Source organism: Imperialibacter sp., from assembly GCF_040222815.1.
Lineage (GTDB): Bacteria > Bacteroidota > Bacteroidia > Cytophagales > Cyclobacteriaceae > Imperialibacter.
On record NZ_JAVKCH010000042.1, the window covers coordinates 71,078 to 93,751 of the forward strand.

The 22,674-nt window shown below is 49.0% G+C and carries 22 protein-coding genes; 11 read left to right on the forward strand and 11 right to left on the reverse strand.

Annotated elements, in window-relative coordinates:
* Positions 1 to 12: 12 nt before the first annotated feature.
* Complete coding sequence (locus tag RIF36_RS22515; RefSeq protein WP_350085713.1) at positions 13 to 498, reverse strand: hypothetical protein; 486 nt, start codon at positions 496 to 498, stop codon at positions 13 to 15.
* 288 nt (positions 499 to 786) lie between these two features.
* On the opposite strand from RIF36_RS22515, the gene RIF36_RS22520 reads away from it, so the two are divergent.
* The 3 genes from RIF36_RS22520 to RIF36_RS22530 all read left to right on the forward strand — a co-directional run bounded on the left by RIF36_RS22520 (position 787) and on the right by RIF36_RS22530 (position 4,838).
* Complete coding sequence (locus RIF36_RS22520; RefSeq protein ID WP_350118891.1) at positions 787 to 2,379, forward strand: MutS-related protein; 1,593 nt, start codon at positions 787 to 789, stop codon at positions 2,377 to 2,379.
* 96 nt (positions 2,380 to 2,475) lie between these two features.
* Positions 2,476 to 3,447, forward strand: coding sequence for an alpha/beta hydrolase fold domain-containing protein (locus RIF36_RS22525; protein WP_350118894.1), 972 nt, complete (start codon positions 2,476 to 2,478; stop codon positions 3,445 to 3,447).
* 275 nt (positions 3,448 to 3,722) lie between these two features.
* Positions 3,723 to 4,838: a M48 family metalloprotease gene (locus RIF36_RS22530; RefSeq protein WP_350118897.1), complete on the forward strand. Its 1,116-nt coding sequence runs from the start codon at positions 3,723 to 3,725 to the stop codon at positions 4,836 to 4,838.
* Positions 4,839 to 4,933: 95 nt separating this feature from the next.
* Here the strand turns inward: RIF36_RS22530 and RIF36_RS22535 are convergent, their stop codons facing one another.
* The 3 genes from RIF36_RS22535 to RIF36_RS22545 all read right to left on the reverse strand — a co-directional run bounded on the left by RIF36_RS22535 (position 4,934) and on the right by RIF36_RS22545 (position 7,455).
* A complete protein-coding gene (locus RIF36_RS22535; protein ID WP_350118900.1) occupies positions 4,934 to 5,422 on the reverse strand; it encodes a TlpA family protein disulfide reductase in 489 nt (162 codons plus the stop codon).
* 104 nt (positions 5,423 to 5,526) lie between these two features.
* A complete protein-coding gene (locus RIF36_RS22540) occupies positions 5,527 to 6,537 on the reverse strand; it encodes a hypothetical protein (protein WP_350118903.1) in 1,011 nt (336 codons plus the stop codon).
* Positions 6,538 to 6,717: 180 nt separating this feature from the next.
* Complete coding sequence (locus RIF36_RS22545) at positions 6,718 to 7,455, reverse strand: DUF6261 family protein (protein ID WP_350118906.1); 738 nt, start codon at positions 7,453 to 7,455, stop codon at positions 6,718 to 6,720.
* A 498-nt stretch (positions 7,456 to 7,953) separates the two neighbouring features.
* On the opposite strand from RIF36_RS22545, the gene RIF36_RS22550 reads away from it, so the two are divergent.
* Positions 7,954 to 8,319: a GIY-YIG nuclease family protein gene (locus RIF36_RS22550; protein WP_350118909.1), complete on the forward strand. Its 366-nt coding sequence runs from the start codon at positions 7,954 to 7,956 to the stop codon at positions 8,317 to 8,319.
* Between the two features lie 548 nt (positions 8,320 to 8,867).
* On the opposite strand, the gene RIF36_RS22555 is transcribed toward RIF36_RS22550, so the two are convergent.
* The 3 genes from RIF36_RS22555 to RIF36_RS22565 form a co-directional block, all read right to left on the reverse strand.
* The gene (locus tag RIF36_RS22555) at positions 8,868 to 9,038 is read right to left on the reverse strand and encodes a hypothetical protein (RefSeq protein ID WP_350085695.1); all 171 of its coding nucleotides are present in this window, start codon (positions 9,036 to 9,038) and stop codon (positions 8,868 to 8,870) included.
* Positions 9,031 to 9,861, reverse strand: coding sequence for a hypothetical protein (locus RIF36_RS22560; protein WP_350118912.1), 831 nt, complete (start codon positions 9,859 to 9,861; stop codon positions 9,031 to 9,033). Before RIF36_RS22560 ends, RIF36_RS22555 begins: the two co-directional genes overlap by 8 nt.
* Before the next feature lie 224 nt (positions 9,862 to 10,085).
* Entirely contained in the window at positions 10,086 to 10,862 is a 777-nt protein-coding gene (locus RIF36_RS22565; RefSeq protein WP_350118915.1) for a DUF6261 family protein, read from the reverse strand.
* Between the two features lie 760 nt (positions 10,863 to 11,622).
* On the opposite strand from RIF36_RS22565, the gene RIF36_RS22570 reads away from it, so the two are divergent.
* The 6 genes from RIF36_RS22570 (at position 11,623) to RIF36_RS22595 (ending at position 17,093) form a co-directional block, all read left to right on the forward strand.
* Complete coding sequence (locus RIF36_RS22570; RefSeq protein ID WP_350118918.1) at positions 11,623 to 12,237, forward strand: hypothetical protein; 615 nt, start codon at positions 11,623 to 11,625, stop codon at positions 12,235 to 12,237.
* A 3-nt stretch (positions 12,238 to 12,240) separates the two neighbouring features.
* Positions 12,241 to 12,957, forward strand: coding sequence for a hypothetical protein (locus RIF36_RS22575; protein WP_350118921.1), 717 nt, complete (start codon positions 12,241 to 12,243; stop codon positions 12,955 to 12,957).
* 441 nt (positions 12,958 to 13,398) lie between these two features.
* The gene (locus RIF36_RS22580; RefSeq protein ID WP_350118924.1) at positions 13,399 to 13,716 is read left to right on the forward strand and encodes a hypothetical protein; all 318 of its coding nucleotides are present in this window, start codon (positions 13,399 to 13,401) and stop codon (positions 13,714 to 13,716) included.
* Between the two features lie 280 nt (positions 13,717 to 13,996).
* Positions 13,997 to 14,863: an alpha/beta hydrolase gene (locus tag RIF36_RS22585; protein ID WP_350118927.1), complete on the forward strand. Its 867-nt coding sequence runs from the start codon at positions 13,997 to 13,999 to the stop codon at positions 14,861 to 14,863.
* Between the two features lie 160 nt (positions 14,864 to 15,023).
* Positions 15,024 to 15,650: a dihydrofolate reductase family protein gene (locus RIF36_RS22590; protein WP_350118930.1), complete on the forward strand. Its 627-nt coding sequence runs from the start codon at positions 15,024 to 15,026 to the stop codon at positions 15,648 to 15,650.
* 153 nt (positions 15,651 to 15,803) lie between these two features.
* The gene (locus RIF36_RS22595) at positions 15,804 to 17,093 is read left to right on the forward strand and encodes an alpha/beta hydrolase-fold protein (protein WP_350118933.1); all 1,290 of its coding nucleotides are present in this window, start codon (positions 15,804 to 15,806) and stop codon (positions 17,091 to 17,093) included.
* Between the two features lie 88 nt (positions 17,094 to 17,181).
* On the opposite strand, the gene RIF36_RS22600 is transcribed toward RIF36_RS22595, so the two are convergent.
* The 4 genes from RIF36_RS22600 to RIF36_RS22615 form a co-directional block, all read right to left on the reverse strand.
* The gene (locus RIF36_RS22600) at positions 17,182 to 17,364 is read right to left on the reverse strand and encodes a hypothetical protein (RefSeq protein WP_350118936.1); all 183 of its coding nucleotides are present in this window, start codon (positions 17,362 to 17,364) and stop codon (positions 17,182 to 17,184) included.
* Between the two features lie 73 nt (positions 17,365 to 17,437).
* Positions 17,438 to 18,775 (reverse strand): hypothetical protein, encoded by a 1,338-nt coding sequence (locus RIF36_RS22605; protein ID WP_350118939.1) that lies wholly within the window; start codon positions 18,773 to 18,775, stop codon positions 17,438 to 17,440.
* A gap of 461 nt (positions 18,776 to 19,236) precedes the next feature.
* Positions 19,237 to 20,394: a helix-turn-helix domain-containing protein gene (locus tag RIF36_RS22610; RefSeq protein ID WP_350118942.1), complete on the reverse strand. Its 1,158-nt coding sequence runs from the start codon at positions 20,392 to 20,394 to the stop codon at positions 19,237 to 19,239.
* 109 nt (positions 20,395 to 20,503) lie between these two features.
* Entirely contained in the window at positions 20,504 to 20,911 is a 408-nt protein-coding gene (locus tag RIF36_RS22615) for a VOC family protein (protein WP_350118945.1), read from the reverse strand.
* 129 nt (positions 20,912 to 21,040) lie between these two features.
* Here RIF36_RS22615 and RIF36_RS22620 point away from each other — a divergent pair, with 129 nt between their 5' ends.
* Positions 21,041 to 22,021 (forward strand): GlxA family transcriptional regulator, encoded by a 981-nt coding sequence (locus RIF36_RS22620; RefSeq protein WP_350118948.1) that lies wholly within the window; start codon positions 21,041 to 21,043, stop codon positions 22,019 to 22,021.
* Positions 22,022 to 22,674: the final 653 nt, after the last annotated feature.

The window sequence follows — 22,674 nt, forward strand, 5'->3', positions numbered from 1 at the left end:
TTCGGTGTCTTTTCAGCCCTTCTCCTTAATAGGCCTGTAAATCCACAGTTTGCCTTTGGCCAGGTTGTTAAGGTTCAGGTTGCTTACGCCCACCTTTTTGCCCCACTGGCCAGTGTTCTGGTGAGCAATTTCGTAGTTCAAGCTTCCATTCACTTTGTACACAACAGCAGTATGCTGGCCCATGGTCTCTTTGTAGGTAGTATTGCCGTCTTTCCAGGCCAGCTCCACATTCTCAAACTGGATCAGGTCACCTGGTAGCACTTCCTCTTTTTTGTAGTTCAACTCACGACCGTAGATGGTCACTGTTTTCATGCTGCTGCGGTCGAAATAGGCACCGGAGTAGGCCAGCGCACCTGCGGCCAGATCCCAGCACTCGCCTCTGTCTACCTTTTTGCCCATCACAGAGTCGAGGTAGGTGATAATTTTAGCATTAAGCTCTGGCAGCTCTGCTTTGAAAGTAAAGGAACTAAGCAGAAGGAGTAGGGCTAGTTTTTTCATAGTTGGTTTGTTTTTAGATGCTCTGTGAAAGATACGCAAAAAGTAGAATTCTGGTTCGGAAAGCCTGGGAGAAAAAGAGATTTGGATATGAGTCGAGCTTCGCCAAAGTCGATTTTACTTCCTGATATATTCGATGCTTTAATGCCCGGAAGTCTTTAGAATGGAAAGCGAGACGCTTAAACTTCGGAGGTCCAAGCGGGACGCTGAACCAGAGGAGCTGATTACTAACCACGTGAATTCTATAAAATTGGATAACTTAAGTGCTTTAATTAGTTAGCGTACTGCGCAATGGGATTTAGCAAGAGAGATAAAAAAGAGATTCTATTAAACTACAAAAGGCCTAAGAAGGCTGATTTTTTCTTTGAGAGAATTGCTCTTTTCTTCATTAACTCGGATAAGTCGGACGCTCACCAAGTCATTCCCTATCGCACCATGCGGGATTTGGATATGGAAGAGCTGTTTATGTTCATGGACAGAACATGCTCAAAGATTGGTCAGCAATATCTTTATGCTACCCTTCGAATGATACCAAAGAACGATGCTAATTCTCAAAACATAGAAAGGATTATTAAATACCTTGATGATAGCCCTCAGCTGAAAGAATCCGCAGTTGTTGAAATGAGTAGACTGAACAGTGCCGGCGCCTATTTTTTACAAGGCCTTATCTATCAAAAGCATATTTCGAAACCAAAGTGGTTTTGGTCGCTGATTGTTTTATCTGCGTTGAGCTGTTTAAGTCTCATTCTCGCTAAGTTTTTACCTGTCTTACTCGTTGTTTTTATTTTGGTGGGTGCTGGTAACTTCATCATCCATTACTGGAATAAGAAGAATGTTTTCATCTATTCGAATTCCATTCCGCAACTGGTCATTCTTAAAAGCGTGGTGAATAAATTGCTGCAATCTGGTGTCATTACGGATAATACTGAGCAAATCAGGGCTGCGGTGGCCAAAATTGATAAGGTATCAAGGCTCACTTTCTTTTTAAAACTAGAAGAGTCAGAGGAAGATATTTTCCGCCAGGTAGCCTATTATATTTTTGAGCTTATTAAGGCTACTTTTCTGGTAGAACCATTGGTCGTCTTCAAGATAATAGACAAGCTTGAATCCTGCAGGGATGAAATAGGTATCTTGTTCAATGCAGTCGCTCAAATTGATGTGGCGGTTTCAATAGCATCGTTTAGAGAAGGGTTGCCGTATTATACCCTCCCGAAAATTTCACCCAATGGAAGCCAGTTTGCTATGAAGGAGGTCTTTCACCCGCTCATCAACAATCCCGTGGCCAATGATCTGGACCTTTCTGAGGGTAAATCAGTGCTTGTTTCAGGCTCAAATATGTCAGGAAAAACAACTTTCATTCGGACAGTTGGCATCAACTCAATTCTTTCACAAACCATTAATACCGCATGTGCGAAGGAATTCATTATACCTCAATTGAAAGTGCATTCGGCCATAAAGATATCTGATAACCTTCTCGATGATACCAGTTACTACTATGAGGAGGTAAAGGCGATAAAGAAAATGATCCTTGAGAAGGGGGAAGGACACCAGCATCTTTTCTTGCTTGATGAGCTCTTCAAGGGTACAAATACGATAGAAAGAATTGCTTCTGGTAAAGCAGTGTTGTCCTATCTGAATGATGAGCATAATTGGGTCATTGGTTCTACACACGATCTGGAGCTTACCGAGTACCTGACCTCGGAATATAGCTACTACCATTTTGCAGAGTCTGTTGATGGAGATTTGCTCAAGTTCGATTTTAAGTTGAAAACCGGAAGATCTCAAGACACCAATGCTATACGAATATTGGAAATCAACGCATTTCCAAAGGAAATTACTGAGGAAGCGAAGGCGCTGGCAAGAAAAATAAAAGACGGATTTTAACAAGCTGTGGACAGCTATCGCCGACTATAAAGTTTGATACTGCAATACCTCAGCTATTGTAAAAGCCCTATGCTACCTTTATCAAAACCTCTACCCATGAAAACCTGCTTTCTTACCGGCCTGGTGCTGCTTGCCCTCTCTGCCAATGCTCAGTCCTTGAAAGGCATTACCAACCAGAAAGACACCTCCTACAGCAACTACAATGCGCTGCAAAGCACCCGCCAAACACACCCTGATATCGTACTGGTAAGGGAACTCTCTTCGAAAAGGATCAGGGAACAAAGAAACATACCCTACGCTAACACCGGCAAGCGTGAACTGCTGCTGGATGCCTTTTACCCAAAAAAGCCTTCGAAAAAGCCTCGTCCGGCCGTTCTCATTATTCACGGTGGTGGCTGGCGAACTGGCAACCGGTCGCAGCATATTCCGCTGGCGCAGCGGCTGGCAGAGTTGGGCTACGTGACCTTCACGCCCGAATATCGTTTGTCCACCGAGGCTTTGTACCCAGCCGCAGTCCACGACCTGAAGGCGGCAGTTCGCTGGATCAGGGCCAATGCTGACCAGTTTGGTGTCGATACTACCCGGATCGCCAGCCTGGGTTTCTCAGCCGGTGGGCAGCTTTCGGCGCTGCTGGGCAACACCAACGGAAAACCTGAGTTTGAAGGAAGCGATGGCAACGCCAATCATTCCAGTGCCGTGCAGGCCATCGTCGATATCGACGGCATCCTGGCCTTCATTCACCCCGAATCGGGCGAGGGTGATGACAGCCGCTCAACATCAGCGGCCACCTACTGGTTTGGCTATGCTAAAGATGAAAACCCCGACCTTTGGAAAAAGGGATCGGCCCTTACTTATGCCGGAGAGACCACGCCACCCACATTGTTCATCAACAGCTCAGTGGAGCGGATGCATGTCGGCCGGGAAGATTACATCGCAGCACTGAAGCCTTTTGATATCTACACCGAGGTGCACACCTTCGACAACTCGCCGCATTCGTTCTGCCTCTTCACACAGTGGTTCGAACCGACAGTGGAGTACATCAACAGTTTTCTGCTGAAAGTGTTTTGAGGGAGATAAGGCTAATTGAACTGCTGAAAAGCCTTTTCCAAGCCACAAACGCCCGTCCATACATCCCGCAAGCGTCTGTCTCGCCACTACAACAGACGGAAGATGCTAGAGCAAAGCGAGACGCTTGAACCAGGAAGGGTGTTATTAATCGCTGGTATAGAGGTAGCTCCCGACTTTTAATACAATCAAAAATCTTGTAGCTTGGCCCTGTGTAGAAGTGAAATGAGCCTGACTGATGAGTTGTACCTGTACCTTGGATATTATAGTAAGGCTTTATGATCGGGCGACTCAACCAACCATCCACCTGTCACTGCATATTTGCTGTTGTGGCTCTGTTGTCTCTTTTTCTTGCGGGCAACTCGTTAGCACAAAAGAGAATTACAATAGATACTCGCTTCAGTACAGGTTCTTCTAACAGAGAGGAGGTCAGGGTGTTTGACAGCGCTGAAGAATCGGAAGAAGCGCTGGCATGGATAGCAGGCACTGCCGGACTCACACCAAACTTTACCATCAAAGCAGCAGACGTTGACCGGGCAGAAGCTGTGCTGGCAGGCTCTGATCGGTATATTTTTTACAACCAAAGCTGGCTCCGTAATATTACTTCAACCAACAAAACCGATTGGTCAAAAGTGATGGCTGTTGCCCATGAAATGGGGCATCACCTCAACGGGCACACCCTGTTGGGCACAGGAAGCTTCCACGCCATTGAACTGGAAGCCGATGCATTCGCCGGGTTTGTTTTGCATAAAATGGGAGCGTCCGTTCAGGAAGCTGAGGAGGCGATGGAAGCATTCGTACGAAATTATATCAGCGACAAATACCCGCCCAAAGCGGCGAGACTGGAGGCCGTTTCCCGGGGCTGGCTGAACGCCCGAAGCAAGGAAAACTCAACTGCTGATAAAAGCGAGTCCGCAGGCACACCCGAACTAACCATTCAAAGTGAGATTGTCAGCGTTTTTGAACCCAACCGTGAGGGTTCCCATGTTGGTAATATCGGGAAAGGTTCCACGGTGGATTTTGCCTTTCAGGCCGAAGGACTTTACGGCGGCGACCTTTTGATATGGGTGGAGCGAAAGAAAAACGGCAAATACGAAAAGCTCAGGGACCAAAACCAGATTTTTGGCGACGATGCAGGAGATGTCTTTTTTGTGAAGGAATACATCGAGCCGGTGTACGCAGGCACAACTTATGAGGTGAGCTACTCTCTTCCCTTCAAAGAACTTCACCTTTCGACTGGAACGAATGAGTTAAGGATCAATGCCAAATATTGCAAAGGCTTCAAGTGCATTGACTTTCCCTACGGGTATTTTACGCTGGTTGTTAAAAATGAGAAGTGGGGCAAATGGTACAAAGAATTAATTGTGGAACAGGAGGAGGTCGCCACCAGGTAGAAGTACGGGCACGTAGTCAGCTATTTGAAATCTTAAGGATCCAAGCGGGATGCTTAAATTTTAACGGTCCAAGCGGGACGCTTGAACCAGGAGCATCACTTCTTCTTTGCAAAATAGTCGTCTACCGTCTTGGCCAGGTCGGCTGAAAGCACGTTAGCCGCTACAATTTTCCCCTTGCTGTCGATGAGGTAGTAGGTGGGCAGCACCTCAATCGCATATTTCTTGTAAAGGTCGTAGTCGTCAGCGTCGTACACATGCAGCCAGGGCACGTTGAATTTCTCCATCGACTTTTCCCATTTGTCGGCCGACTTGTCGTAGCTCACGCCCACAATCTGAAGCTGTTCACGGCTGTACTTGCTGTACATGGGATTGAGGATGGTTTCGATAGTGTGCAGGCAAGGCTTGCACCAGCCCGCCCAGAAGTCGAGCAGGATCAGGTCGCTTTTGATGCCGGAAAGCTCCAGCATGCTGCCATCGGCGGCTACTTGTTGAAAGCCGGGGGCCAGGTCACCGACTTTGGGCTTGGTTTGCGCCTGTAGGTGGCCAGCTAAAAATAGGAGGGCTATTGCCAGTACATTCCTCATTGTTTACAGTTTAGTTTGAAAAATAGACGGACAAAGATGGCAAAGGTTGTGTTGCCAACAAAGCTGTTTCAGTTAGTGTAGCTTCGAAGGTCGTGTGTGCGACGTCAAAAAGCCTTCCCGTCGGCTCGATCCTGCTGAGGGCTGGTCACAACAATTTTTCCGTGCTGCCACGGCGATCCCGGCAGGTAAAAGTCGATGCCGGTTTCGGTCTGTATTTCAACCAGGGCATTTCTTAATGCAATACTTCGCAAGCCTATTTGTCGTCGCAAGGAGTCGGCCGTTTCAACCGTCAGGCTATCCAGTGCGGGGCCCAGGTATCCGTACGACACCTCACTATGATCGCTTTCAGCCGCAGTTTTCCAGTTGTCAATCAGTGCAAACTCAAAGGGCGACATTTGCCCCTTGTCGATAGCCGCAAGCAAAGCAGGTCGTATGTGGTGGTAGAGGGTGTCACTTTTGTTGTACGCTGACGAAATGGAATTGTGATGGCTGAGCACTGTCGACAGCCAGAAATCATTGTCAATGAACCGCTCTCCCGGATATCCGTGGCTTTTCAACAGCTCGATAACTTTGGCCATCTGATTTTCGCTATGCGGAGCAAACCGGCCCTCGTTGTACCGGATTTTTGCCTTTTGCCCCAACTTGAGCAGCGCCTTCATGGCCATTTTTTGATCCGCTTTGAACATCGCATGCACATACTCCCTTAGCGGCACATCCATTGTCGCCTCATGCAGCTTCATCAGCGAGTCCGCCTCTTGTTTTGACACCTCTCTCAGCAGGGGGCGGACGATCTTGTTTTTCCCGGCTTGTTTGGGTGTCCACCCTGCCTGCAAGGCGAGCCGGAGATAGGTATGGGCCCTGGCCTTGTCGCTGGTGGTTAGTGCCAGTTGCGTGGCTATTTTGTAGTCCCTTACAAACACAAAATCATAGGACTCAAAAATGACATCGAAAGCCGATAGTGCTTCTTCAAATCGGTGGTCAGCAATTAGTTGCCCGGCAGCGTTGACCTGCTGATGGTAGCGCTGATAACTTTGCTGCCCAAAAAGCACGGGGCTGGCGAGCAGGAGAAAAGCGGCGATTAGCGTGGGTAGGTGTAAGTATCTCAATAAGTGCATATACAGCAAGACCAGTGAAATGGTGGGATGGTTGTATGGGCTGAAAGCGACCGTTGGAGGCAGTTTGTTATTTCATTCCGTAAACAGACTGAATCCCTTCAATATCGCCTGGCATTAACTCAAAAATGTCTTGAATGCCTGGATTCATTGCATTGTCCGTGCTCACATGGCCCAGGTCATTTAACGAGCTGGCAGGTTGTTGTATCGCTTAATAATCGCATTCAATTCCTTCACCGTTTTGCTGAAAGGCTCGGCACCCTTTTTCACCACGTGGTAGGCCGCAATGTGCTCGCATAGCTCGTAGTAGGCCGTTATCGCTTCCAGCCGCTTGGTGCGAATAGCATCAGGCGATGCCGCACTCATTTCGCCACTGCGGGCCTGGTACTGGTCGTCGAAGGCATTGTTATCTGCTTCAAGTGCTTTTGCCCAACCCTCCAGCTTCAGCGCTGCCACGGCCACTTTCAGCACGGGCTTTGTTTCCCAGTCCTTCAATATTCTTCTGATAGAAGCTGTTTCGCTGGCATAGTTCTCCCTTGCAATGGCCTCACCGCCACAATCCTGCAAATGACTGCTGAGCTTTTCGGCGCTGCGCACGGTGCTCTCATCAAAATGATTGGTGAGGGCATTCACATACATAATGATGCCGGTAATGGCCCGGTCACGGCGCAGGTCGAGTAGGGCGAGGTTTTCAGTGTCCTTGAGCTCTTCTTTTATTTTGAACATCGAGTCGGCCTGGGTAACTATTTTTCGGAGTTTTTCTTCCTGCTTCTGCACCTTCAGGGCTGCCGGATCGTTTTTGGCGACGATGCCCAGCGCTTCATTCATGAACTTTGAAAAATCGCTGTTGGGCAGTGAGTTGATGTGAACTTTGTCAATCATAAGTAGTCGAAACAATAGCTGATCGATAAATATACGCAATGGGATTTTATTTTGCTGAAAAGGGTGGGATGAGGCAAAAGCCGCCCAACCATCAAAGCCTCCATAACAAGCCGTCACTTCGATTCCGACGAAGGAGGGAGAAGTCCCCCAGACCTGGCAGTGTTTTGAAAACGGCTTACTGCCATCATCACGGGGATACCGTTCCGGCGTCGGGTTCCACGTCGGCTCGCTCTCCCGCTATCGGGATCGCCATCGGCCACGCCTACACGTTGTTCCGGCGGGCAGGCATGACGCTGGTCTGGTGAGGTCGGTTGTGCTAATGCAGAGCTTTACCCATGCCGCCTTACCACCAAAGCCTCCATAACACGCCGTCATTTCGCAGCGGAGCGGAGAAATCTCCATGATGTTGGCAGAGTTTTAGAACCGCTTACGCCCATTACCCTAGGAATCCCGTTCCGGCGTCGGGTTCCGGCGTTGGGCTCCACGTCGGCTCGCTCTCCCGATAGCTATCGGGATCGCAATCGATCTGACGCTGGTGTGGAGAGAGTTGATATTCAGATTATTTCTCAGTCACTTACCATTTCTCTGATCTTTAACTATCTTAATCCGATGGAAAAAGGAGGAGCCGTTTACATCATGACGAACGCACATCACACCGTCTTTTACACCGGTGTCACCTCAGACTTGATCGACAGAGTCCACAAACACAAGACTAAGTTTTACCCCAAAAGCTTTACCTCGAGGTATAACATCGTAAAACTGGTTTACTTCGAGTCATTTCATTCTATTGAGGAGGCTATTGCCAGAGAAAAGGAAGTGAAAAAATTTCGGAGGGAAAAAAAGATTGCTCTTATTGAAGCGATGAATCCTGAGTGGAGGGATTTGTTTGATACACTGGAGTAGATACTACTAGTTTTTTTTACCAGCCGCCCAACCACCAAACCCTCCACAGACTGCCGTCACTTCGCAGCGTAGCGGAGCCGACGTGGAACCCGACGCCGGAACGGAGTCCCCCCGATATACAACTGAACCTATAATACCTCCTGCTATCATCTTGGGGATGCCTCGCTCCTTCGTCGCAATCGGCATGACGTGCCCTTGGGTAGGGTGGCTGTGCTCATGCTTCGCCTCAAGTATTTTGCCTTACCACCAAAGCCCCCATAACACGCCGTCACTTCGATTCCGACGAAGGAGGGAGCCGACGTGGAACGAAGTCCCCCAGACCTACAGATGAGTTCATAGTGCCTACTGCCATTACGCAGGGGATACCGTTCCGGCGTCGGTTCGCTCTCCCGCTATCGGGATCGCAATCGGCCACGCCTACACGTTGTTCCGGCTGGCAGGTATGACGTGCCTTTGGATAGGGCGGATGCACTCCCGCTTTTCTCCCCCCCCAAAAAAAAAGGCACCCTACCGAGCGCCCTTTTTATGCATGTGTATGGAAAAAAAGATCATTCCGCAGCAGTTGTCTCCTGTGCCATGGCCAAGTCTTCAGTTTCTTCTTCCTCACCGGCATCGCTGCGGCCCTTGCGGCTGGCCAGCAGGCATATAAATTCACTTCCTATGTTCGTTATGCCAGATTGTAAGCTAAGGCGGCCTGAGTCGGCATCATAATCATTCACCCAGCCGAAGCAGCGTCGTTAGACCGTAGGTAAATTCAAAGCCGATAAAGTTGATGTGTTGCTCTGTGGTGCCCCGGCTGGTGTAGGGCAGGTTTTGAAATTCATAGCTGCCCTTCCTTATCGCTGAAGGCGACCAGTTAAATATCAGTCGATATTCCAGGGTGTGTTGGTTAACCGTTGATCGTATAATGCCCAGCTTCGCAAAATAGCTCATTGCGGCAATGCCCTTGTTAGTGGTTTGGCTTGAGGTAAACAGCGGTACATTATTGCCGTTGATTTCATACTCCGAGCTATACTCCCATTGATAAGGAAGCGCAGCAGGCTCAATGTTTTGCAGGTTCAGTTTAGTGCCCAGCTCCAGAGAATAGTTGTGTTTATCTGACGTGCGAAACACCTTGTGAAGAGACACAGGAATCTGAAAATAAAGGCCGTCGTATTCATTGTGGAACAGCTGTAACTCAAAAGGCTTTCCGTTGTCGAAATGAAATGGACTGCCCTCCGGTGCATCGAAACGAAACTTGATATTGTAAGGAGCTACGCCCAAACCGGCGCCCAGCACCAGGCTAAAATCATTCTTTATATGGTGCAGATAGGAGACAGTAAGCTCTCCGCTCAAGGTGGGGAGAGATAACAAATGCTCAGTGCCCTGATGAGAAAGCTTGAGCTTGTTAAACGCTACGGCTGCCGCAGAAAAACGCCACTGCCGATTAAATCCCAGGAGTTCGTCAGTTGGATTAGTTTGAGCTTTTAATGAGAACGAACAAAAGCACAGCCAAATCACAGCCATGCTTTTGAATTGATACATATTCTTTTTTGTCATCATTAGCTAATTATTCGCTACGAGGTAAGAACGCTTGCTTTCTCCCGTCTGCCCGCACGGTAGTGATACCGGTCCACCTGGCTAAATTTGGTCTTTGATGATACAAAGATCTTATGATAAATGCCTACAGCCAGGGATGGTATCCCTTAGCCAATGCAGACCCCCGCCCCAACAAAAAAAGGCACCCTACCGAGCGCCCTTTTTATGCATGAGTATGGAAAAAAATATCATTCCGCAGCAGTTGTCTCCTGTGCCATGGCCACGTCTTCAGTTTCTTCTTCCTCACCGGCATCGCTGCGGCCCTTGCGGCTGGCCAGCAGGTTGGTGTACTGCCCAATCAGCGCATTGACCTCCTTCACAGCTTTGCCGAAGGGCTCGGCGCCGTCCTCGAGGATGAAACGAGCGTTGATGTGTTTTTGCAGATTGATGTAGGCCTCTGCCGCCTCCAGGCGCTTGGTGCGCAGGGTGTCGGGCGAGGCATCGCTCATTTCGGTGTTGCGCAGCAGGTACTGCTCATTGAAGGCATTGTTCTCGCTTTCCAGGGCCGTTTGCCATTCCTCCAGGCCCAGGGCCTTGACGGCAGCCTTCAGGTCGGCCTGGGCGGCCCAGTCTTTCAATATGCTTTTGATAATGGCCGTTTCTGCCGCATAATTCTCCCGGGCCACTGCCCCGCCGCCGTAGCGCTTAAGGTGCTTGTAGAGAGTTTCCGCATGCTGGGCCATGGCCTTTTTGGGGTGGTTGGTCATGCCGTTGGCAATTTGCGTGATGCCCGTAATGGTTTTGTCACGGCGCTGGTCGAGCTCGGCCAGCTTTTCGGTGCCCTTAAAGCCCGTTTTCACTTTGAAGAGGGCATCGGCTTCTTTGATCACCCGGCGCAGCTGGTTGGCCTGCTTTTCTACCTGCAGGGCGGCTGGCGTGTGTTTGCCTACAATGCTCAGCACATCGTTGATGAACTGAGAGAACTCGCTGTTGCGCAGCGCAGCAATGTGGATTTTTTCAATCATAAGATTTAAAAAGTTTAAGTGAATACTACTTATGACCCTCCGCAGGAGGGGATTTCAATAACATGATAGTAAAAAAATTCATTGAATCAATATATAATTTATTGAAAATACATTAATCATCTGTTTTTATGAACATCTGTCAAGAATAACGGAATAAATCAACGTTGATCATTTGAGAAAACGGTAAGTATAGGGCCAAGCACTAGTGCAGGGGGCAGTTATGAAAAATGTAGAGGCCACGTGACCAGCAGGGCCTTCCCGGAAATTGGGGGGAGGTTGCTGCAGTTGTGTGACGGGTTTGCTCAAGTTGAGCAAGGCCGCCGCAGCATTGTTTTGCATTTGCTCAGCTTGAGCAAGCTTGCCGCAGATTTGTTTTGCGTTTGCTCAACCTGAGCAAGGCCGCCGCAAGTTTGTTTTGCCCTTGCTCAGCTTGAGCAAGACTGCTGCAGATTTGTTTTGGGTTTGCTCAACTTGAGCAAAGCTGCCGCAGATGTGCAGGGGGTTGATAGTGAGGGGGTTATAAGAAAGCCAAAAATTGAAGGAGGCACCGGCTTGGTGTGAGGCGTTGAGAGATTTAAGTTCGCTGATTCGATCCGATGTAGGTAATCTCAGACCTATTTTTTGGTATATTAGAAGCTTGGGGGGGATAGAGTTAGCTTTATTGGGGGAATTGATGGAATTTTAGATATCTCTTAAGAAATATATAGGGAGAGTATGGATCGGTTCATACTCAGATGTTGGCCCTTAAAAAAAAATAAAAATGAAAGAGGAGAATAAAATCATAATTACCTACAAACATTACATTCCAGATGAATGGATTGAGGAAGTTGAGACTTCGGTCAAACCTGTTTTGAGCACCTCTTTAAAAAAAGATAAGGACAAAGAGGAGTTTTACAGCTTTTCTGGACCTGAGATTGCAGACATCATAATCTTTATCAAAGACAACCCTTATTCAATTTTCCTTGCTCCTGCATTATATGATGTCTTAAAAACCTGTGTGATTGGACTTTGGAAAAAAGTGATTACGTTGAATTTTGATAAAATCAAGTCATATAAAACCGCAAACTCAAAGCTCAAAAAAATCAAAGTTCGCTATGAGGACTCTAGCGACCGGGTCGTTAACATAAATATAGAAGGTGATATTAGCGAAAGTCTTATAGAAAGCGTTGTTGACAAGGCATTTGAAGCATTAACGACAGAAAAGAGAGATGAAGTTTTTGGCAATGAAAACTATGTTGATCCATCTTCAGAAAAGAAATCCGTTGAACTAAAATATAATCTACAAACAGAAACATGGGAAGCAGTAGATTTTGCTGAACTTAAAAGGAAAGCAGATGAATTTCAGAAGAGGGCAAGAGACAAATTTGACAGTTAGAAGATGAGCAAAGACGATTGGGCAGCAGAACTCATTCTATCGAGTGTTCCTTTGCGGCAGCTAGGGACGGACAAAATGCCTATAGGTTTTGCCTCGGGATGCCTTATAGACTATCATTACAAGAGACTAGTTCTAACAGTTTCTCATGCAACAAAAAATCAAGGAAACTGGGCAATTGAGGTACGAGGCAAAAGCGGTATTGGAACAGAGGCGTATCAAATAGGCGTTATGATGTTCTTAGAAACAGGCAACATTGATACTGGAATAGTAAGTGACGTGGACTTTTCTTATGCGACCGTACCAAGTACAATTGCCCCATTTTATAACGAACTAAGTCCAAGGGGTGAGACAACCGTTTCGATTCCGAGAATAATTCAAACACTAGATTTTGAGATAGAACCTAGTGATTCCAATACTTATGGATTTTCGGGAACAACAATGTTTAGCTCAGACGGCTGGTTCCTATTCGCAGAAAATAGGCTTGTCTTAGATATGAAATTTGAGGGAAAAACGGGAGACTTATATAAATTCAAACTTCCCAGAAAACATCCTGGACATGAGTATTTCAAGGGCACAAGCGGAGCACCGATCATCGACAGCGATGGAAATGTGGTAGCGTTAGTTTGTAAAGGTGACGTTGATGATGACTTAATATTTGGAGTTTCAATAAAACACTACAAATCGGCCTTGGACATTGAAGTTGGAAACTTTGTAAAATAGAACCCCGAGTCCGAGCAGCTAGGCCTGCCAATGACACTGGACGCTGGTGCGAGACTGTGTCTCGTATCATTACTGAAGGCTGTGCCTCAACCATGCCGCCTTACCGCCAAAGCCCCCAAAGCCGCCGTCATCGCAGCGTAGCGGAGCCGACGTGGAACGGGATCCCCCAGACCTACAGCCGAGCTCATAATTCCTACTGCCATTACCAAGGGGATCCCTCGCTCGTTCCTCGCAATCGGGATGACGCTGGCTTGGAGGCGGTGGATGGGTTGAGGCTGTACTTATTCGTCAACTATCGGTTCGCTTGGATTGTCCGCCACAAAAGTTAATTTTATCAGTTGAATGGCTAAATGCTAGTGGAAGCGGAGCCGCATAAAATTCCCACACTGACGGGCCAGATGTTGACGGTAAGTGGGCATGACGATTCGACGGATCCGAATAATGAACAATAGCAACCTCATAGCAATTCAGGCAAAGTTGCGGCTTAAGACTACCGACGAGGGTGGGCGCCAATCAGGCATCAAGACTGGCTATCGACCAAACCACGTTTTCGAATATGATCGTGATGGAAAACTTTTATCGACATACATTGGAGAAATTTCTTTCGAAAAGGATTGGATACAACTGGGAGCCGAAGAAATAGTGACTGTTAAGTTCCTTTCCGGGCAATCAATTGAAAAGTATTTGAACACTGGAACGAAATGGTGGATACACGAGGGGCCAAAAGTCGTCGGAGAAGCCGAGATTCTTAGGGTTTAACCACCCGCTTTGGTGCAAGCGTCCCCGCTAGTCCGAGCAGCTAGGCTCGCCAATAACACTGAATGCTGGTGTGAGACTGTGTCTCGTTCCACTATTCCCCACTGCCATCATCTCGGAGATACCTCGCTCGTTCCTCGCAATCGGTATGATGCTGTTATGGAGAGTGTAGCACTTCTCCAGCCACCACCGCCCGCCATCTACCCCTATCGACTTTCACCCTAACAAATTGTAACTTCACCACAAGCCAACCAGGCATGGTGAAACCTAACCCCCAATGATCATGAGCCGCCAACTGAACATCCTGCTGCTGCTGTGCGTGCACTGCGCAGCTTATTCCCAACCCGCAGGCGTAACCGAAACGCAGGAAGTATATAAGCGCATTGACACCACGGCGCTGTCGGTGGATGTATTTACTCCGGCCGGGTCAAGCACGTCGCCACGGCAAGCAATTGTTTTTTTTCATGGAGGAGGCTGGGCGTTTGGTGATCCCAAGGAATTTCACGGGGCTTGCAGGCGATATGCCGGGAAGGGCTTTGTCACTTTTTCGTTTGAGTACCGGCTGTCGGTCAATGAAGACGGAAGTGTGCCCAACCCCAATATTACCCCGGTGGAGTGCGTAAAGGATGCCCGGTCGGCGGTGCGGTGGGTGCGAGAAAATGCGAAACGGCTCAACATCAACCCCGATATGATTGCTGTAGGCGGACAATCGGTGGGAGGGCAGCTCACCCTCATGACTGCCCTGGGCGACACCATCAACGAGGCCAGCGATAACCTGGCCATCAGTCCCAGGCCTACCGTCATGCTGCTCTATTCGTCCACGGTGAACACCATGGAGGCCTGGTGCGACGATATGCTGGGCGAAAAGCGCCACATGATCTGGGCCATTTCGCCCCGGCACAACATCAGGCCCGATATGCCGCCTGCCATCGAGTTCCACGGGCTGGACGATACCACGGTCAACTTTTGGACGGTCAGTATGTTTAAGCGGGAAACGGAAGCACAGGGCAATGAGTTTGAGGTGGTGACCTACAAGGGCAGGAAGCATTACCTGGGGCTGGATAATGAAAAGTATTCGACGCTATTCGATGAGGAGATCATGGAGCGAACCGACCAGTTTTTGGCAAAGCATGGGTTTGTGGTGCGGTGAGTGGGGGGGAAGACTGCATGTGCTCAGGCCTTGAATCCAAGCAGGTTTGCGTGACCCGAACAGCACCCTTTCCGCATTCAGCCCCTGCCATTGTCGTGTTTGCACTGCTGGAATGATGCGCTTCCTTGCAAGATTTGTATCATCAACAAATAACAACAGCATGAGAAAAATAGTCGTTTTGTCAATGATCACATTGGATGGCGTGATGCAGGCGCCCGGTGGGCCTAAGGAAGACCCATCAGGAGGTTTCAAATACGGAGGATGGGTGGCACCCTTTGATGACGAGATAGCTGATGAGGTAATCAAAAAAGAGCTGCAGCCCGCCGACTACCTGCTGGGCCGAAAAACCTACGAGATTTGGGCTGCCTACTGGCCTAAGCACGGAGATTTCTGGCCCGGTATTAACGAAGGCATGAAGTATGTGCTTTCGAAGCGCCTCAACCAGTCGCACCCGATGGTGGCGGGGTGGAAAAACTCAGAGGTGGTCACGGGCGTTGCCGACATCAAAAAGATCAAAGAGGGCGAAGGCCGTGACATCCACGTATGGGGCAGCGGTGAGCTGGTGCAGTTGCTGCTGGCACACGACCTGGTGGACGAGCTACGGCTGAAAATCCACCCCCTGCTGCTAGGCAAGGGAAAGAGACTGTTTAACGACGGGGCTGTTCCCGGGGCATTTACGCTGACGGAAACTGTAGTGACTAGCACCGGCGTGATCATCGCAGCTTACAAACGGGCCGGGGAGGTGCAAACGGGGATTGCCGGGGAAGGGTATGAGCTGAAAGGGTGAGCCGGGCAGTTGCAAGAGGTTGACATCGTCAGGGAGTTGCAGTCCCGGCCACTTTGTGTATTTTTATTCAATGAAGATAAGTTATTTTACTTTTTTGAATTTGCGCAGGGTCTTATTCGGGCCGGTGTCTGACGCTCGTTAACTTAAACCACAATGAAATTGAAATGTACTTTTTGCCTGGCAGCACTGCTTAGCTCTTACGGTGTTGCTCACGCACAATCGAACAACAATGAATTAGCCGCAAAAGAGTATGCACCACTCACTTTTGCGCAGCAGTATGTGTTGCATTCAAATATTCTGAATGAGGATAGAAGGGTCAATGTTTTCCTTCCCGAGAGCTTTTATGAGGTGTCGGCACAGCATACCTACCCAGTGCTTCTCCTCCTTGAAGATGAGTTTTTTTTGATGGTTTCGGGGGTAGTGAAGCATTTAAGCGCTGTAGAAAGAATACCTGAAACGATTGTGGTGAGTCTCGCAGATGGCCCGCACATCCCAAAGTTCTATACCAATGGCAGCGATTTTTGGCCAAAGGATTGGAAGCAACTTCCCTTTGGAGAAAACCCGGATTCGTTCACTGCCTACTTGAGGCAAGAGCTTTTGCCTTATTTGAAAAGCAATTTCAGGGCAAACGATTTCAACCTGATCATGGGGCTGTCTGTCACATCTATGTATGCCTTGCACACTTTTGCCAAGGAACCAGACCTGTTTGATGCCCACATTGCCATTGCCGCTGGCGATGTGCTGGGTATGGGATATAATGATGGAGAAAGCCTTATCGACGTCATTGTAAATGACTTTCAAAATGCCCCAAACAAGAAGGGCTACCTGTATGTAACATCTGCCGATTCGGACGGCAATGGCGACTCACCGATGATCAAAGCCAATTTGGAAGAATTGGAAAGGCGGCTGTCTCCTTACCGCACTGCTCATTTTCAATTTGTCTCAAAATCATTTAAAAACGAAGGGCATTACGATGTTGCGTTGCCTGCTTTGGAGGAAGCATTGGGGATGATATATCCTAAAGATAAATGGTTCGCAAAGTATCATGAGATGATCGAGGCACCGGGAAATGCAATGGCTAACATAGATGACTATTTTCAGCGTCTTTCGTCGGAGTACGGGTTTGAAATATTGCCTAAGGCAGAGAGGTGGAACAGCGGGAACAGCTTAAGCAGAGTGGGGCCAAGGCTACTTCGGGATGGGAGAGTACAGGAGTCGGTAGAAGTGATTGAGCGATGGGTGGAGTATCGACCAAAGTCAGCAGAAGCTTTAAGCGAACTAGCAAAGGCATACGAGGCAAATAATCAGCTTGACAAAGCCATTTCAGCATTGGACAAGGCGCTCAAATTATCGGTAGCATCGGAAATGGAAGAATCAAGCGAGTACGAAGCCCAGCTCGATCAATTGAAGGAGAAAATCAAGGGCAAGAAAGACCAGCGATAAAGAACAAGTGTCGGCAATGGCGATAGTTAATACGGGTTTTTGTGCCTTAGCCATGCCGCCTGCCCACCAAAGCCTCCATAACACGCCGTCATTTCGAAACGGAGCGATAGCGAAGTGACAAATCCCCCAGACTTAGCAGCACTTTAGAACGGCTCACTGCCACTATCAGGGGGATGGCGTTCCGGTGTCGGGTTCCGGCGGCGGGTTCCACCGGCACTGGCGAGCGATGCAATCGCTCCTCTCGCAGAACCTCGTTGCAAACGATGGTCATATTTGGCCGGGCACTAAAAACAACAAAACCACCGAAAAAGGTGGCTTTGTGTGCTCATCATGGTTCGCTAGTGTTACAGCCTCCCGCTGTTCAACCCCGGCACGATATACTGGAAGCCCAGCACCGGATTGAAGTTGCGTTTCAGGTAAGGGTTTCCTTCGAGCCATCCCGTCGTTTTGCCGGTTACGTCGAGCGTGAGGGCCAGGCGGTCGGCCACGGCGTAGGCCACGCCCCATTTGATGGCACCACCCCAGCTGGCCTTGCTGCCGAAGAAGCTGTTGGGTTGCTTCCAGATCTTCACCGTGCACGACATGCTCAGCCCTTGCAGTGCATCGATGGGCCGCTGGTAAACGCCCGCCTCCACACCGTAGTAGGCGTGTTTGTAGTTGGCGAAGCGATTCACGCCCAAAAAGTAGCCGTCGCCTTTGTAGGTGAAGGGCATATTGAGCGAGATGCTGTTGCCAAAATGGGTAGGAGAGTACTGAACAAAGGGAAGAATTGTCAGCTCCTCATTGATCCGGATCCGATTGACCAGTATAATGGCCGGATTTAAAAAATTGAGGAGCGACAATCGTTTCTGTTTCACCAGGTATTTCTGCGCCTCTTCCGACAAGTCGTGGAAGCCAATTCGGCGGTTTTCGCCCTCGCCATTGGGGAAGTCGTCACGGTCATAGTACGACGCATTGGGGTTAAACATGTCGTAGGCCCAGGCAGTGAGGTCGGCACCGGCGAAGTCTCGCTGCGTGGCCTCTTTGTGTTCAAACTTAGGTGCTATCACCTTTACTGAGTCTGAATGAATGCTTGTGGCAAAGCGGAAGTAGTTCCACACGTAATGGGCGTTGTAGAGGTACAGGGGAGCTTTGTAGAAGCTGCGCTCATTGTAGAAGTCGTTCATCACGCTGGTTTTGGTGAGCTGCGTTTCGTATTGCACACCCGCCGTGTAGGCGTAGAGCAGAGCGTTGTTGTCGGTAGCCTTCAGGTTGGCCAGGTCTTCGTCCGACGGGCCATACACGGTGCCATCCCAGCGGTGGAAAATCCAGTTGCCGTTTTTGCTGGCAATGCCTTTAGTGCCAAGTACGGAGCGGTGGTATTCTTCATGCCCCCATACGCCAAGCGGCAGGGGCAGCTCACTGCCATACTTGCTGAAAAGCAGGCCGGTGGCATAGCTGAAGCCGGTCTGCGTCCATTTTTTGTCGAACAGGGCATTGCTGGCGGCATCGATACCCCAGAAGCTCACGTCGTACACATCGGCGCTCCACTGAAGGGCCTGGTGCATGGAAGGGTAGCGGTGGGGAAGTTGGGTGTTTTGCGGCAAGTCGAGCAGCGGCACCGAAAGCGAGAGCTTTGTTTGTGCCTGGGCCACTGTTCCCCAGCCGAGGAGCATCAGCCCCATGAGTACATTCTTTTTCATAATGGTTTTGAGTTTTTTGACTGGCTGATATACGGAGGGAGTTGAAAGCTGATCGTCCGAATTGGTCAATTCGGACGCATTGAGGGGAGAAACCTCAAATAGCAAGGGCCAAAACTCAAATAAAATCCAAATTGGCTAAACTCCAACCTCGTCGCTTACACACTGCAACATCAAAGTTGGCTTATGAAGCCAAGGAGGGGTTTGACATTTCTGTTGGTGCCTGATTGAAGCTTATTTGTTATTTGCAGCTTGAGGATTGGAATTTCCCCCCTTGGTTCTCATTTGTTATTTGCAGCTTGATGATTGGAATTTCCCCCTTGGTTCTCATTTGTTTTTGCAGCTTGAGCTTTGGAATTTCCCCCTTGGTTCTCATTTGTTTTTTGCAGCTTGAGCTTTGGAATTTCCCCCTTGGTTCTCATTTGTTTTTTGCAGCTTGAGCTTTGGAATTTCCCCCTTGGTTCTTATTTGAGTTTTGCTATTTGAGTTTTGTGATTTCCCCTTTGGTATTCCGAGGGTGTTACACCATAGTGTTTCTTGAACACTGCATTAAAGGTGGCCTTGGAGTTAAAGCCCGCATTGGAGGCGATACCCAGCAGCGTAAGGTTTTGGTCTTCCTGGCTTTCAAGCTTGTCGGTAAACTCTTTCAGCCGGTACTCATTCACGAAGTCGTAGAAGTTTTTGCCAAACACCAGGTTGATAGCTTCCGAAACGTATTGCTTGTTGGACTTCACCTTTGCGCACAAGTCGAGTAGTGTGAGGCCAGCCGTTCGGTACAGCTTTTCTTCTTCCATTAGCTTTTTGATGTCGCTGGCCAGTTGCCGGTGCTGTTCTGTAGCCGGCCTAACAGCTTCTGGCGCCAGCGGCACTTCCGACACTTCTGCGAAGCCTCCTTCCTCTGTCTCTGATTGAAAAATAGCAGGCTGCCGGATAAGCTTATAGGCCGACCAGTAGATCAGGAAAATGACTCCAAGAAAATGGTAAGGATAAATAGCGCCGAGAAAAGAGAGGTTGTATTTTCTGGCATAAAACACCGCCACACCTATGCACACAATGGCGAGATTGATCCAAAGAAAATTACCCAACCACAGGAGCCTGGTTTCCTCGGCAGCAGCGTAGTTCAGGATCTTTTTTCGGTAGAGATTGTAGAACCAAAGAGAGGCGGAGAAAAAGGTGATATGGAGCACGTTGACTAGCTGATTGATCAGCCCAAAGTCGTCCTTTACGGAAAGGGCAAAGTCTGTAATATAGGCCCGTTTCTCACTTGCCGATTGGAGGTAGAAGGGCATGTGATAGATTGCCAATAGCACAAAGGGGACAAGGTAAAGCCATTCCACAAGTGAGGGCTTAAGGGAATACCTCGTGATTCGCCGCACGAAAATAAGAATGATGGGGCCGTAAAGTGCGGGCACCAGCCAGGTGACGTGCAAAAGGTGGGGGAATTGCATGAAAAACTCCTGCCTGTCGTTAGCGACAAGAAACAGGTGGATGGCCAGAAACAATAGCAGAAAGCCGAACAGCCGGGAACCCCTGATGGCAGAATGAAAGAATAGGTATGTGGCCAGGAGAATTGCCTGGATGCAGCCTGCAAAAAGTAAAATTTGAAGCAGCCCTATATTCATCGTTCAAGAGTGAACCGCAAATATAGCAGAGGGCAGCAAAAAGAAGTAAGGAAGGAAAATTCATGAAACTTGTGATGAGATAGAGAAGCTGTGAAGCAGCGAGCTTTGCTTAGTCTCTGCAGGTGAGCAGCCAGTGGTTACCAAACTTATCGGTGAGCCCTCCAAACCAGGCGCCCCAAAAGGTCTTTCCAATTGGGTGAGTGGCTTGGCCTTTGTCGGACAGTTTCTTAAAGTAGCGCTGAAGCTCCTTTTTGCTGTTGCAGTCTATGAGAATGGATACGGCATTGCCCCGGCTCAGGCCTTCTTCGCCCACCATGTCGGTGGCCATCAGCACTAGATTGTCCTTTGCCAGAGTGGCCTGCAGGATGCACTCTCTCATTGGCTGGGGAAGTTGAGCAGGAGCAGGTGATTCACCTACTGTTTCAAGCCTTAGCTCCCCGCCCAGACAGTCACGGTAGAAGTTCATCGCCTCCCGGCAGTTGCCGTTGAAGGTCAGGTATGTAATCAAATGAGCCATTTATCAGCATTTGTCAGCCTTACAAAACTAGCTTCGGGAGCATCGCTTATCGGGGTGTGAAAACGGCAATTTGATGGGTTGATTCCGCCAGATGAATTAGCTACTTTTATCAGGCTAAATTTCATCCCAATGAAGAGTATTTCAATCCTCGTGCCTAACTCAGCCGTGATGGAAGCGGTGGCCGACCCCCGCTATATGTTCACCGCTGCCAACCAGTTTTTGCAGGCAGTTGGCAAAGCGCCACTTTTTGAAGTTCACCTTGTGGGTGCTACAAAGGACGTGAAGCTGCACGATGGTGCTTTTTCCGTGCATACCGACAAGTTGATGAAGGATGTTGGCAAAACGGATCTGATTGTGATTCCCGCTTTGTTTGGTGACATGAAACAGGCAGTAGAAGTTAATAAAGATGCCATTCCATGGTTGGTGAATAAATACAATGAGGGTACAGAGATAGCCTCTCTTTGTGTGGGTGCGTTTCTGCTGGCGTCCACCGGCTTGCTGGAAGGCAAACGCTGCTCCACCCACTGGGCATTTGCCAACGAGTTCCGGGAAACGTTCCCCAACGTTGAATTGGTAGACGGCAGCATTATCACCGAAGAGCACCGGCTATATTCGAGCGGCGGTGCCAATTCCTATTGGAACCTGCTGCTGTACCTGCTGGAAAAATACACGGATCGGGACACGGCGATCCTGGCGGCCAAATACTTTGCTATAGACATCGACAGAGAAAGCCAGGCAGCCTTTATGATGTTCAACGGGCAGAAGGACCACAACGATCCGGAAGTGAAAAAGGCGCAGGACTTTATTGAAGACAATTCGGCGGAGCGAATCTCCGTCGACCAGCTGGTGGATATGTTCGCAGTCAGCCGCCGCAGTTTTGAGCGCCGGTTCAAGAAGGCGACTAACAACACCATTGTGGAGTACATACAACGGGTGAAAGTAGAGGCTGCCAAGCGAAGCTTTGAAAAGAGCCGCAAGAACATCAACGAGGTCATGTACGACGTGGGGTATACTGATACCAAGGCATTCAGAACAGTGTTCAAGCGAATTACAGGCCTGACACCGATAGAGTACAGGAATAAGTATTATAAGGAGCCGGTGGTGGTTTAGCCCACCTACGCCAAAGGCTACGGCGGGCAAGGAAGTCGGAAGATTGGAGACGGAAGATGGAAGACCGGAGACGGAAGACGGAAGACGGACAAGACCGGAGACGGAAGATGACCAGGCGTCGGTACGGTAGCGCTGGGCAGTAGGGCAGCAACCGTCAGCCGCCGGGTAGGAAGTAAGAAGTGGGAGGGAAACAGGGGTTTGAAGACTGGCGATAGAAGAAAAGGCTTAGTGTCTTGGTGGCAATGTTTAGTAGTAGAGTGTCCTACCTAGCTAAATGCTTCGAGGGGCGAGGAGTTCAGGCGTCGGTACGGTAGCACTGGGCAGTAGGGCAGCAACCGTCAGCCGCCGGGTAGGAAGCAAGAAGTGAGAGTAAGACCGGGGGGTAGAGGCCATAGTGAAACCAGCAGCAAGCTGGGAGCATTGAGCATAGTGCTGTTCAAAACTATACCGCCTTTTCAGGACTTTGATGTATGCGAGCCCTGAAAGGACGTAATAAACCCAGGATGGTGGTGAAGCCACATCCTGATGAAGGAGGCAAAAGCCAGCCGTCGGGTAGGAAGTAAGAAGAGAGAGTAAGACCGGGGGGTAGAGGCCATAGTGAAACCAGGAGCAAGCTGGGAGCATTGAGCAAAGTGCTGTTCAAAACTATACCG